Below are 14,914 nucleotides of genomic sequence, written 5' to 3'. Positions count from 1 at the left end.
ATCATTGGGCGGACTCGCTTGGTTGCATGCGGCGCAGGCGCAGGCGGGTGGAATGGCGCGCATGGGCCAGCTGCTCGGCTTGCGCAGACAAGGTGGGGGCCTCGAACAGGGTGCGGATCGGAACATCCACGTTGAGCGTGTCGCGCATGCGGCTGGCGAGCTGGATCGCCAGCAGCGAATTGCCGCCCAGCTCGAAAAAGTGATCGCCGCGTCCGACCTGCCAGACGCCCAGCAGGTTTTCCCACAGCTCCGCCAGCAGCTGTTCGACACGGCCTTGCGGCGGCTCGTAGGCATGGCGCAGCACGGCGGCGCCGGTCGGCGCGGGCAAGGCCTGGCGATCGAGCTTGCCGTTGGCGGTAAGCGGCAGCTCGGCCAGCACGACGATCGAGGCGGGCAGCATGAAGGCGGGCAGATGTTCGGCGAGGCGCTCGCGCAGCGCCGCCACGTAGCCGCGATGGTCCTGCATGGCGCCGGGGTCGTGGCAGAGCGGCGAACCCGCGGCGACGGCCGGCGCCAGATACAGGCCGTCGAGCGCGGCGCCAGGCGCATCGGATACGGGCAGGAACACGGCATCGAAATGCCGGCCGGTGCGGTCCGGCGACCAGGTGGCGGCCACCTGGTAGCCGAGTTCGGCGCCGAGCGCTTTCAGGTCTTCGGGGTCCAGCGCGGGCGCCGATGCATCTTCGCGTTCGCCCCAGACCCGGCGCGAGATGTCGAACTCGCCGGTCAGCCGGGCGTTGACGATGGCGCTCACCCGCAGGCCTTCGGCACCGGCGTCCAGCAAACGCTGGCGCAACGATGCCATTGTGTCGACCTCGCGGCCCCACGCCAGCGTGGGCAGCGCGGCGGCGGAACGCAGGCGCGTGCCGCGCTTGTGCAGCACGACGTCGTAGCGATAGCGCGTCATTTCGTTGCGGGCGCGCCCGCGCTTGAGCTGGATGTCGACACCGGCCAGGTCTTCGACGTGTTGCGGCAGCGCCGAGAAATAGCCTGGATCGACCAGCATCTCGTTTTCCAGCCGCATTTCCTCTTCGGCCACGTGGCGAATGGCGCGCGCATCGCCGCCGCCGGCGCGGTGCCAGGCGACGGAGGTGGCGAAGCAGCGCATGAGGCGGAAATCGGGCACGTCGCCGATCAATATGCGTCCGCCGGGAGCCAGCAGCGCCGCGCACTGCCGCAGCACCGCCGTCAGGTAACCGGCGCCGGGAAAGTATTGCAGGACCGAATTGATCACGATGGTGTCGAAACCGCCCTGCGGCAGGCCGCCGATCTCATGCGCGGGCTGGCAGCGCAGATCCACGCGTTCGCGCAGCTGCGGATGGTCCGCCACCCTGGCTTGCAGGGACTCGATGACCGGCAGCGAAAAATCCGTGCCGCAATAAAACGCGCAATGCGGCGCCACTTTCCACAGGATCAGGCCGGTGCCGACGCCGATCTCCAGCAGCCGCCGCGGGCGCAGGTCCAGGATCCTGCCGACGATCGCATCCCGCCATTCGCGCATTTCTTCCAGCGGAATCGGAGCGCCGTCGTAGCTGCTGTTCCAGCCGCCGAAATCCTCGTCGTCCGCCAGCTCCGCGTGCTGGCTGTACAGGCCGTCATGCAGTACCTGCCATTGCTCGACCTGCTGCGCCTCGTAGTCCGCGTCCCGCATCGCCTCCTGCTGCCCATGCCTGGGCACGACGTAGCCGACCAGTTGCCGGTGGCCGGTGCGATCCTCGCGCATCAGCACGGCCGCCTGCGCCACGCTGGCGTCGCGCCTGAGCCAGGTTTCGATCTCGTCGAGTTCGATGCGCAGGCCGTGGAGCTTGACCTGCTGATCGGCGCGCCCGACGAAGCACAGGGAGCCGTCCGCCAGCTGCCGCGCGATATCGCCGGTGCGATACATGCGGCTGCCCGGCGGGCCGAACGGGTCGGGATGAAAGCGGGCCGCGGTCAAGCCAGGGCGATGCAGATAACCGCGCGCCAGGCCCGCGCCGGCCAGATACAGTTCGCCGGCGTGGCCTTCCGGCACACACCGCAAGGCGGCGTCCAGAACATAGGCAGCCGCGCCAGCCACGGGATTTCCGATCGGCACGGCGGCCTTCGCCTCCGTGCCGATCGGCGCTGACATCAGTGCATCGACGGTAGCTTCGGTCGGTCCATAAGCATTGACCAGGCGATGCATGCGAGCCCACCGGGCAGCAAGCTCCGCAGGACACGCCTCGCCGCCCACGACCAAGGTCTCCACGCCGGGCAGATCGCCCGGCGCCATCAAGGCCAGCAGGCTCGGCGGCAAGGCCAGGTGGGTGATGCGCTGCCGCTCGCACAGCGCCGCCAGGCTGGCGCCGGGAAGCAGCTCGTCGGACGGAGCCAGCACCAGGCATGCGCCGAGCGCGAGCGCCATGGCGATCTCGGCGAAAGAAGCGTCGAAAGACAGCGACGCAAACTGCAATACGCGGCTAGCCGGTCCGATGCGCAGCCGCTCGCGGTAGGTGGCTGCCAGCGCGGCGACGCCGGCATGGGTCACCACCACGCCTTTGGGCTGGCCGGTCGAGCCCGAGGTATAGATCACATAGGCGGCGCGCTGCGCGGCTTCCGCGTCGTGCGCGATCCCGATCCGCGCGGACGCCAGCGCCTCGATCCCGCTGTGGAGGTCCGCATCGTCCAGAAGATGGACGGGCAGTTCAGGCGGAGTCTTCAGGACCGTCTCGCGGAAACAGAGCACGCAAGCCGGAGCCGCCTCCTCGAGCATGTAGATCAGCCGCTGCTCGGGATAATCCGGATCGAGCGGCAGATAAGCCGCGCCGAGCTTGTGCAACGCCAGAATCGCCACGATCGATTCGAACGATCGCGGCAGCGCTATGGCGACGATATCCTCCGGTCGAATGCCTTTTGCGGACAACCATGTGGCCAGCTGGTTGGCGCGCGCATCCAGTTCGGCATAGCTCAGCCGGGCATCGCCAAAGACCAGCGCAGTGGCATGCGGAGTCAGGTCGACCTGCCGCTCGAACAGCGCGGCAAAACCGACGTCGGGAAGGCCCGCTTGCGTAGCCTCCGGCACGTCAATGTAAGCGCCATCGAGCGGGAACCCTTCCATGGCCCATGAACCTCTGGTCGCCCTTGAACGGGCAGGTTTGGTTCAATCGGTATGCCGACGCGTCGCTGGTGTCGGCGTCCAGTTGCGTTTGCCTAGGCGGTTGGATGTTCCATCGCCGCGATGAGGCTCCTGGGCCGCATGTCGGTCCAGCTCCGGTCTACATAATCCATGCAGTCTGCTCGCGCTGCCGGCCCGAAAGCCGTCGTCCAGCCCGCCGGAATCGCCGCGAAATCGGGCCAGAGCGAATGCTGGCCTTCGTCGTTGACGAGCACCAGGAAGATGCCCTTGTCGTCATCGAATGGGTTGCTCATGAGAATCCTTCTCCTCGCACCGTTTGCCGCGATCAAATCAAAAACGCTGTAGCCAGCGTGACGAAAATATGAAATCGGTGGGCGCTTCCAAAAACCCGGTTGTGCTCGGGTATAGCGATCGAATATCTACCGACAAGATGTGACTGTCAATCGATGCGCCGATTCAGAGAGACCGCTAAATAAAAATCTGTAGATCGCGTCGTACAACCGTCGTCGACTCATCAGTTGACCACTGCGGGAAACGCGCAGCTCCGCCGATATACATCCGTTTGAAAATGGCGATCAATGTGCTCGCAGCATGTAGCGCAGACGTGAACGCATTAATGGCCATGACGGCTAGTCGTGCGCAGATGAGAAAGCCAACCGATACCAGCCGCCATGGACAGGTATCGGCAGGGATATGTCACGACAAATACGCTCAAGGATCGGCATGCGCACTACCAATAGGCATCCGCTTGAAAATAGCGATCCATGCGCGAGCAAGCCGCGCAGGCGGCGGAATCAGCAGCACGGCCAGCCGATTGCAGCAAGCCCGGCGATGCGCAGCAGTCTCAGCCCCTGAATGGCTGGATGGGTGAGTCCTCCATGGCGCGCATGACGCGATTGCGGCCTCCTTGCTTGGCCGCATAGAGCGCCCGATCGGCCGCGACGACCACCGATCGCCAATTCGCCTCGGCGCCCCTGGCGATGCAGTAGCCGATGCTGACCGTGCACTGCAGCGGCTGGTCGTGCAGCAGCGCGATCGCCTGGCTCTCCACGGCGCGCCGCAAGCGTTCCGCGGCTTCCATCGCCGCCGGTTCCTCGGCCTGATGAAGCAGCACCATGAATTCCTCGCCGCCTACGCGGGCCAGGATGTCCTTCTCGCGGATGTTGCGCCTGAGCGCATCGGCGATGGCTACGAGCACCTGGTCGCCGCCGTCGTGGCCCCAGCGGTCGTTGATCGACTTGAACCGGTCCACGTCGATCATCAGCACGGCGATGGCAGTGTTGCGCTGCTGGGATTGCGCCATGCGCTGCTCGCCTTGTTCCCACATGACGCGCCGGTTGGCCACGCCAGTGAGGGGATCCTGGCTGGCGTGACGGATCAATTCCGCGTCGAGCTTGCGCGTCAGCATCCACAGCAGGCAGGGCGTAATGACCCAGGTAAGCACGACCCTGGAGAGCAAGCCGAAGGTCGAGGTGTGGTCGGGGCCGGCGAGGACCTGCGGGTGCGCCATCCACCATGACATCCGCATCAGCAGCATGGCTGCCCACAGGAAATGGAACAGGCCTGCGAGGCGCGCGACCGGCCGCTGCGCCGGGTCCTTGCATTGCCAGAACGCCACGCCGGTGGCGACCGTAACGACGCCGGTCAGGGCTCCGCCGAGAATGACCATGTGGCGAAGGTTTTCGCCTTCATGGATCACCAGTCCGGTTTCGATCAGCGCAAGCACCGCCACCGGGGCCAGCACCCACAATGCGCGCCTGGACAAGCCCAGGTAGAAGTTGGCCGCCAGCAGCGCCAGCACCGTGCCCGCATCGATCAGGAGGTTGCCGGCCAGGCCCAGGCCAGGAAAATCGAGATGGAAAGCGGGAGCGAAAAGGACCCCGAAACCGGCGGCGAATGCAGCGTAGCTGAGGCTCCATAACAGCACCCCAGGCTCGCGCCCGGCGCCGGGGCGGGCGATGTACAGGGCCAGGAACAGGGCCGAGGACAACGCGGCCAGCAAGGCATTGACCAGCAGCAGCGTGCCGGCATGCATCAAGCTCGCGATCCATTCCATAACCTCTCCGAACGATGGCGCTTCGGTGGCCGATGGTCCCTCGGCTCGCGCACAACTTATCTCGGATGGTATCGGCCGGCCATGGATGGCCTTGAGGCCCGGGATCCGCGCGACAAGACAAAGCAGGCCGCGCGGCGCGCACTAAGGCGAAACGACGCCGATGCGCACCTCCTGCGCCGGCAGTCCCGGCACCTCCACGTGCACGGTGGCGTCGCCCGCCAGCGCGGATGCCCGCACCGCCGCGACGATGCGGCCATGAAAACTGCGCCGCCGGCCGGACTGGAAGCTGGAGGCATCGTGCGGATCGCCATTGCCCACGCCGGCCAGTGTCGCGGCGCCGCCGACGAGCACGTTCATGGGCCGGTCCTGATCCGGTGCATAGACCGGCACGCCCTCGGCGTCGATCAATTCCGCCGTGACGTAGGCCAGATCCTGGCCGTCGGCGCGAAGGCGGGCGCGATCCACCGACAGCCGCAGCGCCGCAGGCTCGGCCGCGGTGCGCAATTCCCAGCGCCCGGCAGCGCGGCCGTCGCGATAGCCGACCGCCACCAGGCGGCCGGGCGCGTAGGGCACCCGGTAGGCCGCCTTGTATTCCGTCTGCACGCCGACCGGCTTGCGCCCCAGGCTTTTGCCGTTGAGGAAAAGTTCGACCTCCGGATACTCGGCATAAACCACCACGTCCAGCGGCTTGCCTTCCTGTCCCGGCCAGCTCCAGCTTGGATGGACGTCGTCCAGCGACCAGTCCAGATGCGGCGGCGTGATCGGAAACAGATGGCGGTCGGGCAGGTCTTCGGTGCCGGGCGGTTGCCTGACGAACGCCGAGATCGGATCGATGCCGGTCTTCCACAGCACTTCCCGGTAATACGCCGCCGGCCGCTTGCGCCCGGTGGCATCGATCTCGCCGCAATAGGCCAGGTGCCAAGGGTAAGGCCCGAGCTTCTGCCAGTCCTGGCTGTAGCCCATCCAGCCGATGCCCGTTTCGCCCAGATAGTCGACGGCGGTCCACACGAAGTCGCCCAGCACCCAGGGCATGGTCTCCACGCTGCGCCAATAGACGAACGCATCCTTCGAGATGGATTCGGAAGTGAACATCACGCGCGCGGGAAAGCGCCGGTGATCGTCGGCGAATTCATGGGCGTGATAGTTGTACCCCGCCACGTCGAGCACGGCGAACTGGCCGTCGCTCTGCGGGCCGCCGGTGCTGACGGCCTGGGTAACCGGGCGGGTGGCATCGAGCAGGCGCAAGCGGGCCACCATCCGGCGCGCGGTCTCGATGCCCGGTGCCGCGCCCTGTTCGGGAATTTCGTTGCCGATGCTCCAGAACAGCACGCTGGGATGATTGCGGCCGCTCAGCACCAGGCTGTCCAGGTCGGCGGGCCAGTCCTGCGCGAAGAAGCGGGCATAGTCCTGCGTTTTCTTCTGTCGGCTCCAGGCATCGAACGCCTCGTCGACGACCAGCATGCCCAGCTCGTCCGCGGCGTCGAGCGTGGCCTGGCTGGCGGGGTTATGCGCGCTGCGGATGGCGTTGTAGCCCGCGGCCTTCATCAGCGCGACCTTGCGCGCATCCGCGGCGGGCAGGCCGGCCGCGCCAAGCATGTAGTTGTCGTGGTGCATGTTGCCGCCGCGCAGCAGCACCTGCCTGCCATTGATGCGCAGCCCGTGCACCGCGTCGATGGCGATGCTGCGGATGCCGAAGCGCGTGCGCCGCACGTCGGAGCCGCCGTCGGCCGTGCGCACGGTCTGCTCCAGCACGTACAGGTTGGGCGAGTCGGGCGACCACAGCGCGGGCTGGCTCAGGTCGAACGCGCTTGCGTCGGCGACCTTCGCGCCCGGTGCAAGCGTCGTCTTGTGATCGTTCCGCGCCACCACGCTTCCATCCGGTGAAAGGATGCGCGTGCTCACCTCGACAGGCTGGCTTCGCCCGGAGCCATTGGCGACCTCCAGGTGCGCCTCCACCCTGGAGGCCGCGGCGCCGACCGACGGCGTGACGACCTGGACGCTGTCCGGTTCGATATGCACCGGCGGCAGCAATTCGAGAGTGGCGGGGCGGATCAGCCCCGAGCCGGCATACCAGCGCGACGAGGGATCGGCATGGTCGACGCGGATCGCCAGCACGTTGTCGCCAGCGTGCAGCTTGCCCGTCAGGTCGACGGTAAACGCGCTGTAGCCGTAGTGATGCTTGCTTACGTGCTGCCCGTTGATCCACACGTCGGCATCCATGTAGATCGCTTCGAAGCGGACCAGCACCGTGCGCGTTGCGTCTTGCGCACTCAAGGCCAGATGGCGCCGGTACCAGCCGACGCCGCCGGGCAGGTAGCCGGAGTCCTGTCCGCTGACCGCGTCGCGGTCGAACGGCGGGGAGCCGTCGGGCTTGTCCTCGATTGACCAGTCGTGCGGCACCAACACCTGGCGCCAGGAGCGATCGTCATAGGCAGCCACGTCGGCGCCCTTGACGTCGCCGCGCTGGAAGCGCCAGTCCTGCGACAGGCTGCGTTGCTCGGCCGCCGCATGCGGCGAGAGAACGGAGGCGGCGAGGGCTAAGCAGAAAGCCCATCCATGCTTGGCGGTCATAGGCGGCTCGGGAGTGGCGGGAAGCCGCGGCTGCAGCGCGGCGGCGGCCACGGTGCAGCAGTGCGTGCAGCCAGTCACTGGCGAAATAGCGCAGGCGCGGTTGCGAAATTCGCCGCTGCAATGCGGCATGGCATGCCGCATTGCAGGGTTGCGCGCAAAGGGGGCCGAGAATCCGTGGCGGAAACGCGGCCGTTCAAGCCCGGCCTGGCCGGCCGGATCAGCCGGCCGCCAGTACCGCCACCTCGGCGTCGGAGAGTGCGCCGCGGTAGAGGCGGAAGTCGCTTACCAGGCCATCGAGCGTCACGTCGTTGGCGAACTGCGAGCGGCCGATCCACAGGTTCGCCGCCTCCACCATCTGGCACGGGGGAAAGAACATCGCCTGGTTGCTTCCTACCACGCGGCCATTGACGTAGAGCTTGCCGGTCTGTCCGCCGAGGCTGACCGCCACGTGCACCCATTCGCCAGCGGCCAGCGGCGCCGGCGCGTTGATCACGCACTGGCCATTGTTCTGGTTCGGCGATATCACGAAGCTCAGCGTGCCGCTGCCGCCGTTCGGCGTCAGGAACATGTTCTTGTCGATGCTCGCGCCGAAGTCGAAGATGCGCGCCCAGGTCTGCCCTCCATGCCAGTACACCCAGGCGGCGATGGTGAAATCGCCGACCGTGTCCAGCAGCGAGGCGGGCAGGGCGACATAGGCGCCCTTGCCGTTCAAGGCGACGCCCGGGCGCTTCGTGCTGCCGGCGCTGCCCCAGCCCGCGCCGCCGAGCAGCTTGCCGGCGTGGCCGTGGCCGCTGCTGTCGCTGGCATTGCCGCCGGTGCCGTCGGTGAAAGCCAGATGCGTGTCCAGCAGCGTCCCGGCCACGGCCCAGGCCTCGTTCGAGGCGGCGCTTTCGCCGGTGGCGTTCTGCGCGGTGACTACGTAGTAGTACGTGCCGGCCTGGGCCGGATGGTCGCTCCAGGTCAGCAGGTCCGTGATGCCGTGGGCGACGGCGGTGTACGGGCCGCCCTTCGCCGTTGCGCGCTTGACGGTGTAGCTCTGCGCGTAGGCGCTGCCCCACCACGACAGCACGATGCGGCCGCCCAGCGTGATCGCGGTGAGGCCGCTCGGCGGGCTGCCGGCGGCGATCGGGTCGCGCTGGAAGGTCAGCGTGCCGTAGCCGAACTGGTCCGAGCCGCCGCCGCCCTCCGGTGCCGTGAGCGCGGCGAATTTCTGCGAATACGGCGCGGCGATGCCGCGGCGGTTCACGTAGTGATTGAAGATCATGGCCCACATCGGCCGGTTGTTGCCCTGGCCGCCGGTCGCGAACACCCGGTCGCTGAAGCCGGGGCCGTCGTAGGGCGCGAACGGCATCGCGTAATACGTGCTGCCCGACTGGATCAGATTGCCCTTGGCGACGTATTCGCACGCGGCCAGCACGCGGTTGTTGGCATAGCCGTACAGATCGACGCCCTGGTTCCAGGCCATTTCGCAGATGCTGGTCACCAGCGAGATGCTGAGCGTGTCGTGGCCCTGGTCGCGGCCGGATTCCTGGGTCTGGCCGAGGTAGCCCGGGTGCATGTAGTACACCATCTGCCCGATCGCGCCGTTGCCCAGGCCTTGCTTGAAGTAAGTCACCGCCGCATCGAACATCGCGCGGTTGTCGCACAGCACGCCGATGGCCATCACCGCGGCCGTCGCGCACAGGTCCCAGCTGGAATAGACGCTGAGGCTGCTGGGATGGGCGAGGTCGGCGATGCCGGCGTTCATCGGATAGAAGATCTGGCTCATCATGGACTGGAAACGCGCGAAGTCCGCCGCCTGCCAGCCCGTATACGAGCGCATGATTTCGCCCACGTTGGCAAATTGATAACCCTGGATGCCGGCGACCAGGAAGCCGTCGTAATGGCCGTCGGCCCACCAGATCTGCTTCAGCGTGGACGACCATGCGTTCATGATCCGCACGGCGCAGTCGGCGGCGTGCGTGTCGCCGGAGATCTTCCAGCGCAAGGCATTGAGGTAGGCGGCGCGGACGTCCTCGGTGAACAGCCACGAGTTGTCCTGGTCGCTGCCCCGATAGATCACCGCGCGCGGATTGGGCGTCCAGCTCGAACTTGCCTCCTGCTGCGCCAGGATGTTCAGCCAGGTAGTGCTCCATGGATAGGCCATGCTGCGCAGCTTGGCGCCCATGCGGTTGAAATCGGCCTGCGTGTGCAGCAGGCCGGGATGCACGAACGCCGCGGTTGCCGACGTCGCCGCCAGTGCATGGTCCGCGGCGATGGCGGCCAGCGAAGGCAGGCCGGCCGCGCGCAGCAGTCCGGCGGGCGCGAGCAGCGCCGCGGCGCCGACGCCGCCCAGGCCGCGCATGAAGGCCCGGCGCGACATCGCGGCCGCTTTCATCGGCGCGTCGTCCGCGTTCAGTTCCGTCCCCGGGTTTTGCTCCGGCATGTCCTCATGCGTGTCGATCGTCATCCGATTCTCCTGTTGCAATAAATGAGGGGCGATCCGCACGTATGCCGATGCGCCGAAGACGGAGTGTATGGAGGGCTCTGGTGATTCGATGTGTTGGATGCGCATGCAAATGTGATGCGAAGCGCAGGAACGGTGATCTGGCCCGGATTGACCGGCAACCGCCAGGTGCGGTTTCGTTCTTTGCGAAATTCACCGGCACAAGTTGTGTTTTACGCCAGTCGGCGTGCACGGTTGCCTGCCTCTCTGTGGCGCGCCGATACAATCCGGCGACACGTGATCACGGGGAGATGAGTCGTGCGGGGAAGGATCCATGCTTTTGCAGCAGGCTCGATCACGCTCCTGCTGGCACTGCAGGGCGCGGCGCGCGCCGGCGTACCCGACCGCACGATCTCCATCGACGTCGCCGCACCGGCGACGGCGCGCAGCGGCTTCGAAACGTTCTCGGTGGGCTCGGACTATCCAGGCACCTTGCTGCGCGAAGACAGCCTCGCCCAGCTCAGGACGGTTCGTGAGGAACTGGGTTTCCGCTACATCCGCTTCCACGCCATCTTCCACGATGTGCTCGGCACCTATCGCGAGGAGCACGGCAAGCCGGTCTACGACTGGACGAAGATCGATGCGCTGTACGACAGGCTCCTGGGCATGGGCATCCGGCCCTTCGTCGAACTCGGTTTCACGCCGGAGGCGATGAAGAGTTCCGATCAGCGCATTTTCTACTGGAAGGGCAATACCTCGCATCCGGACCTGGCCAAGTGGGCCGCGCTGATCGAGGCCTTCGCGCGCCACCTGGAGCAACGCTACGGCCGCGCGGAAATCCGCCGCTGGTACTACGAAGTCTGGAACGAACCCAATCTCGCCGGCTTCTGGGAGGGCGCGGACCGGGACGCCTACTTCGCGCTGTACGACGTGACCGCGCGCGCGCTGAAACGCGTCGACCCGCAATTGAAGGTCGGCGGCCCCGCCACGGCCGGAGCGGCCTGGGTGCCCGAGTTCATCGCGCATGCGGCGAAAGCGGATGTGCCGCTCGATTTCATCACCACGCACACCTATGGCGTCGATGGCGGCTTTCTCGACGAGAACGGCAAGGAGGACACCAAGCTGTCGGCGTCGCCCGACGCCATCGTCGGCGACGTGCGCAGGGTGCGGCAGCAGATCCAGGCCTCGGCCCGTCCCGGCCTGCCGCTGTACTTCACCGAGTGGAGCACCAGCTACACCCCGCGCGATGCCGTGCACGATGCCTACCTCAGCGCGGCCTACATCCTGAGCAAGCTCAAGGCGGTGGACGGGATGGCGCAGGGCATGAGCTACTGGACCTTCAGCGATCTGTTCGAAGAGCCCGGACCGCCGACGGCGCCGTTCCAGGGCGGGTTCGGCCTGCTCAATCCGCAGGGCATCCGCAAGCCCGCCTACTTCGCCTACAAATATCTCAACCAGCTCGGCAAGCAGCAGCTGGCCACCGCGGACGCGGAAAGCATCGCCACCTGGGACGGCCGTGCATTCAAATTGCTGGTCTGGCATTTCCAGCAGCCCCGGCAGGCACAGAGCAACCGTTCCTTCTATACGAAGGTCACCCCCGCGGCGCCGGCGGCCAGCGTGCGGCTCAGCATCAAGGGCCTGCCGGCAGGGCATTACCGGATCACCACGCATCGCACGGGCTACGACGCCAACGATGCGTACACCGCGTATCTGCGGATGGGAGCGCCCGCGTCGCTGGACGCGGCCCAGCTGCAGAAGCTGCGCGAGCTTACCGAGGATCGTGCCGATACGGCCCGGCTGACTGTCGCCAGCTCCGGTGCCGGCGATGCGGTGATCTCCATGCACGACAACGACGTGGTGCTGTTCGAGCTTTCGCCGGAAGACACGCCCTGATCCTGCGCGCGCGGGCAGGCCGGCTTTCAGCCCGCCGCGAAGGGCGCTCTTCTCCGCCCGTGGCGGAGAAGAGCGTCGCAGCCGATCACTGCTGGGACGTGCCGTAGATGACGCCGCGCGCCTCGTCCGGTCCGAGGTACACCGTGCCGAAGGTGCGCGGATCGCCGATCACGAGGGCGACGCCGCCCCACTGGTGAAGCGCGTCGTTGATCTGCACCCAGGTCGCGCCGGCATTGACGGAGCGGAACAGGCCGGTGACGCCGTTGACGGTGCCGGACAGATAGACCGTGGGGTAGCGCGATCCGCTTACCGCCTTGCCGAAGCCGACCGAGGTCGCCGACGTCACGGCGGAAGCGTCGACGCGCGCCCAGCTGGCACCGTAGTTGGTGCTGCGATACAGGCCCGACGGCGTGGCGATCCAGACGTCGCCCGCCTTGGCTTCACCGGGCACGCCGGTCACGGCGGCGGCCTGGCTTCTGAGCCAGGACGGTACGGAAGGCAGTCCCGTGTTGCTGGACGCATGCCAGCTCACGCCCTTGTCGGTGCTGCTGTAGAAGCTGCCATTGGCGCTGTTCCAGGCATAGAACACATTGGTGCTGGCGCCGTCCGAAAGCATCTGCACGCCCACCGGCAGCGAAGCCAGTCCGCTGCCGCTGGCGCGCGTCCAGCTGGCGCCGCCATCGTTCGAAACCACCGGCGCGATATCGCTCGGCGCCCACGCGATGGTCTTGCCGTCGCCGGAAATGGCGACGGTGCCGCCGCCATTGGGGGAGCCGGCCTGGTTGGGGAAGCCGGTCCAGGTGGACCCGCCGTCGCGCGAAATGGAACCGTACGAGGTGAGGTTGCTGTTGCCGTGCTGGACGATGCGCACGATGGTCGACGGCGAATTCTTGGCGAAGTCCAGCCCGGTGCCGACGCTGTCGCCGCAGGTGGGGTTGTCGGGCTGCGCCAGCGGCGCCGCGGTCAGGCTGGTGTGCACGAAGCCGCAGACATCGCCGAGGCCGCTGAGCAGGTGCGGACCGGAGGTGGGCGACAGCAGCGTGATCACCGCGGTTTCCTCGATACCGCTGGCGCCGACCGACCAGTGCGTCGGCTTGCCCGCGTCGGCGGCGGTCAGGTCGAAAGTGGTCCACACGATGCCGCCCGTGCCGTACATGGCATGCGCCGGGTTGAAGGGATCGAGCGCCACCTGGCCCCAGTTGCCGAAACCTGCCTGCTTCTGGCCCGGCTCGACCTGCCAGGGCGCTACGCTGGCATCGCGGATCGCATAGGTGCCGGAAGTGGGCGTGCTGCCGTCCCAGGTGGCGCCGCCCACGTCGATCCAGCTGTTGCCGCCGTCGGTGCTGCGGTACATGGTGTCCATCGGCCACCAGTGGTCCATGGTCATCACCACCAGGGTGCCGGGATGCGTGGGATCGACCGACAGGCCGCTGTAGCCGGAGGCGTAGTTGAAGCGGTCGACCGGCGTGATGTTCTTCCACGTGTGCTGCACGGTGTCGTATTTCCACACCGCGCCGGAAGTCATGCCGCCGGGCCCGATCGCATACGTGTAGTTGCCGTTGCTGTCGGTGCCGTTGCCGTAGGTGACGTAGAGATTGCCGTCCGGCCCGATCTGGCCGCGCTGCGGCAGCTGGTTGGCGGGGCCGCCGGAAACCGGATTCCAGGTGGCGCCGGCATCGTTGCTCACGTAGAGCGTGACGCCGCTGCTCGCCGCGGCGCGCGTCGACACGCCGGCGTAGATGGTCCGGGTCGGCGTGCCCGCCGCTTCGCCGGCGGGCGCGAAGGCGATGAACACCACGCCGGCGCCGGTGCCGTCGCTGGTCAGCGCGGTGAAGCCGCTCACCTGCGACCACGTCGCCCCCTTGTCCTTGCTGGTCCACAAGCCGTTCTGTCCGGCGACCTGCACCGGCACATTGGAGTTGGCGGTGCTGTAGACGGCGTTGGAAGTGCCGTAGAAAAGCACCGAGCCGTCATTCGGGTCGACCTGCAGGCGTTCGCCGGCATTGCGTCCGTCTTCATTGCCGCCGACGCGGAAGCTCAGCGGGTGGGCGGTGAAACTCCTGCCCTGGTCGGTCGATACCAGCACGGCGCCATTGGCGGCCCAGGTCTTGACGTACAGGCCCGCCACCATGAAGAGCATGTTGGGATCGTGCGGATCGACGGCGATGCTCTCGATGCCGGTCCAGGATTGATTGGACGGCGCCGTCGAATCGTTCAGCGCCACCCATTTGCTGGATGTCGCATCCAGGCGATAGGCGCCGCCCACGTCGGTGCGCGCGTAGAACAGGCCCTGTTGTCCAGGGTGCGCGACGATGCCGTCGACATAGCCGCCGGCGACGATGCGCACATTGTTCCAGGTGTAAGGAATCTGTGCGGTCTGCGCGGAAAGCATCGCCGCATGCGACAGCGAAAGCATGGCGGCGCCACAGGTCAGCCCCCGGGCGATGGCTCGGTGTAAGCGCTTGTTCATTACCCCTCCAGATAGGTGTCAGATCAGGCCGCACCGTGCGTCGCAGGTATTTGCCGCCGGCGGATCGAATGCTTGTGCCGGCGCGATCGCGATGAGGATGTTCGGTGCGCGCTCGTTCGAGCGACGAGCAATGTACTTCGAAATGTTTCCGGAACACCGCGTGTCGAAGTCGATCGCGCGATGCGTTCCGGCATTCGTGATGCGCGGCACACAGTGCACTTGCGTGACGCTGACGAGATTTTCGATCACTAGTCATTTGGGGCCAAATTCGCGCTCTGGCTCACCGTTTGAAAAATTCGCGCGCATGCATCGTTGCGCGATCAAGTACTTTTTAATGCACGGAAACACCGCATTTTGCTGCGATGCCTGAAGCGGGCAACCAGCGTGCGGACGACTGATTCCGCA

8 protein-coding genes are annotated in these 14,914 nt (G+C 66.8%); 1 reads left to right on the top strand and 7 read right to left on the bottom strand.

Annotated features, from left to right (window positions below; genetic code table 11):
• Window position 1 precedes the first annotated feature (1 nt).
• From ISN75_RS11110 to ISN75_RS11090, 5 genes are all read right to left on the bottom strand, one after another.
• Window positions 2–3,076 (bottom strand): amino acid adenylation domain-containing protein, encoded by a 3,075-nt coding sequence (locus tag ISN75_RS11110; protein ID WP_343821484.1) that lies wholly within the window; start codon window positions 3,074–3,076, stop codon window positions 2–4.
• Window positions 3,077–3,168: 92 nt separating this feature from the next.
• Window positions 3,169–3,387, bottom strand: a complete 219-nt coding sequence (locus tag ISN75_RS11105; protein WP_168647368.1) for an MbtH family protein — start codon at window positions 3,385–3,387, stop codon at window positions 3,169–3,171.
• Between the two features lie 551 nt (window positions 3,388–3,938).
• A complete protein-coding gene (locus ISN75_RS11100) occupies window positions 3,939–5,150 on the bottom strand; it encodes a GGDEF domain-containing protein (protein ID WP_168647369.1) in 1,212 nt (403 codons plus the stop codon).
• A gap of 141 nt (window positions 5,151–5,291) precedes the next feature.
• The gene (locus ISN75_RS11095) at window positions 5,292–7,721 is read right to left on the bottom strand and encodes a DUF4982 domain-containing protein (protein WP_343821487.1); all 2,430 of its coding nucleotides are present in this window, start codon (window positions 7,719–7,721) and stop codon (window positions 5,292–5,294) included.
• Between the two features lie 217 nt (window positions 7,722–7,938).
• Window positions 7,939–10,170, bottom strand: coding sequence for a LamG-like jellyroll fold domain-containing protein (locus tag ISN75_RS11090; RefSeq protein ID WP_208399854.1), 2,232 nt, complete (start codon window positions 10,168–10,170; stop codon window positions 7,939–7,941).
• Window positions 10,171–10,464: 294 nt separating this feature from the next.
• Between ISN75_RS11090 and ISN75_RS11085 the strand changes: the two genes are divergently transcribed.
• A complete protein-coding gene (locus ISN75_RS11085) occupies window positions 10,465–12,039 on the top strand; it encodes a GH39 family glycosyl hydrolase (protein WP_423385157.1) in 1,575 nt (524 codons plus the stop codon).
• 85 nt (window positions 12,040–12,124) lie between these two features.
• On the opposite strand, the gene ISN75_RS11080 is transcribed toward ISN75_RS11085, so the two are convergent.
• Together ISN75_RS11080 and ISN75_RS11075 are read right to left on the bottom strand one after the other, a co-directional pair.
• Window positions 12,125–14,509 (bottom strand): hypothetical protein, encoded by a 2,385-nt coding sequence (locus ISN75_RS11080; RefSeq protein ID WP_343821489.1) that lies wholly within the window; start codon window positions 14,507–14,509, stop codon window positions 12,125–12,127.
• Window positions 14,510–14,527: 18 nt separating this feature from the next.
• Window positions 14,528–14,758: a hypothetical protein gene (locus tag ISN75_RS11075; RefSeq protein WP_167257340.1), complete on the bottom strand. Its 231-nt coding sequence runs from the start codon at window positions 14,756–14,758 to the stop codon at window positions 14,528–14,530.
• Window positions 14,759–14,914: the final 156 nt, after the last annotated feature.

It is taken from the genome of Dyella marensis (assembly GCF_049532885.1).
GTDB classification, from domain to species: Bacteria; Pseudomonadota; Gammaproteobacteria; order Xanthomonadales; family Rhodanobacteraceae; genus Dyella_D; species Dyella_D marensis.
Note: the sequence above shows the minus strand (reverse complement) of the source record. Positions and strands in the feature narration are given on the sequence as shown.